2 protein-coding genes are annotated in these 1249 nt (G+C 49.6%); both read left to right on the top strand.

What is annotated here, in order from left to right:
• The coding region (mobA, locus tag NW211_RS13820; RefSeq protein WP_258328264.1) for a conjugal transfer protein MobA at positions 1 to 346 on the top strand (346 nt) is incomplete at its 5' end.
• 1 nt (position 347) lies between these two features.
• A partial coding sequence (locus tag NW211_RS13815; RefSeq protein ID WP_258328266.1) for a relaxase/mobilization nuclease domain-containing protein occupies positions 348 to 1249 on the top strand: 902 nt, incomplete at its 3' end.

Raw genomic sequence — 1249 nt, 5'->3', positions numbered from 1 at the left:
GAACGGACACTTCGACATCCAATTCCAAAAATCAGGATTCAAGGAGAGATCGAAATTTCTAAAGGCTCTAATCTTCGAGCGTGAAGTAAAGGTGGTAAAACTCGACAAGGCGGCTATGGATTATTACATACGCCTCACGAATTTTTACCATCAGTTCCAAGCCATCGGCAACAACTACAATCAGACGGTACGAGCTGTGAAAGCCAACTTCGGGGATAAGCGGGCATTCGCCCTTGTCGCCAAGCTGGAGAAAGCCACACTGGAGTTGGTAGTATTGAGCAAACAGATTATCGCCCTCACACGCGAGTTTGAGGAGCGACACTTGAACCGTAAAAGCGGAGGTTGATATGGTGGCTAAAATCAACAGAGGTGCTTCGCTCTACGGAGCAGTCATCTACAACCAGCAGAAGGTAAACGAGGATACGGCACGCATCATAGCGGGCAACCGTATGATTACCGATTCTCTCTACGACCCTGACAGGATTGTCCGTCAAACGATGTTCGCTTTTGAGAGTTATCTCGCTGCCAACCGCAACACCGAGAAGCCTATTCTGCATATATCGCTCAATCCTACATTGGACGACAGTCTTACCGACAGTCAGTTTGCGGATTTGGCAAGAGCCTATATGCAGAAGATGGGCTATGGCAACCAGCCCTACATCGTCTATCTCCACGAGGACATTGACCGCAGACATATACATATTGTATCTACCTGCGTGAATGAGAATGGAGAGAAGATAGACGATGCCTACGAATGGAACCGCTCGATGAAGGCGTGCCGAGAGTTGGAGCAGATGTTCGGACTAAAACAGATTGCCGATAAACGCAGGGAGTTGTTGGAGCCATATCTCAAGAAAGCAGACTACACCCGTGGCGATGTAAAGCAGCAGGTATCGAACATTCTCAAGAGTGTTTTTACCTCGTACCGCTTCCAGTCCTTCGGCGAGTATAGTGCCATGCTCTCGTGCTTCAACATCGAGGCAAAGCAGGTCAAAGGCGAGTTCGATGGCAAACCCTATTCGGGTATCATCTATACGATGACCGATGATAATGGCAAGCCTGTCTGTACGCCCATCAAGTCCTCGCTTATCGGCAAGCGTTTCGGGTATGAGGGTGTAGAGAAGCGTATCGCCTACAATGCTCAGGAGTTCCGAGCGAAGAGGTGGCAACCCAAAATTCGCAATGATGCGGCTCTGGCAATGCACGGCTCTCGTGGAAACCGCGAGGAGTTCGTGCGTCTGCTTGGCAA

Origin of the sequence: Barnesiella sp. ET7 (assembly GCF_024733785.1) — a bacterium.
GTDB classification, from domain to species: domain Bacteria; phylum Bacteroidota; class Bacteroidia; order Bacteroidales; family Barnesiellaceae; genus Barnesiella; species Barnesiella merdigallinarum.
Note: the sequence above shows the minus strand (reverse complement) of the source record. Positions and strands in the feature narration are given on the sequence as shown.